1 protein-coding gene is annotated in these 230 nt (G+C 42.6%); it reads left to right on the forward strand.

Annotation, left to right across the window (positions count from 1 at the left end; genetic code table 11):
* Nucleotides 1–230, forward strand: a 230-nt coding sequence (locus tag SB756_RS36190; RefSeq protein WP_410914074.1) for an HD-GYP domain-containing protein, incomplete at both ends; no start/stop codon positions are given.

Genomic DNA, 230 nt, shown 5'->3' on the forward strand with positions numbered 1-230 from the left:
CAGGTGCCACTATAGCCAAGGAACATCACGAAAAGTGGGATGGTTCTGGTTACCCTGAAGGTTTAGCAGGGAATAAAATTAATATATTCGGCCGCATTGTGGCATTGGCTGATGTATATGATGCGTTAAGGCATAAACGCTGCTATAAAGATTCATGGACGCTCGAGCGTGTTGTTGAAGAGATAAACGCACAAAAAGGCACGCATTTTGAACCAAAGTTAGTTGATGTT

The organism is Pseudomonas sp. SIMBA_068 (assembly GCF_046534705.1).
In the GTDB taxonomy this organism is placed as follows: Bacteria; Pseudomonadota; Gammaproteobacteria; order Pseudomonadales; family Pseudomonadaceae; genus Aquipseudomonas; species Aquipseudomonas putida.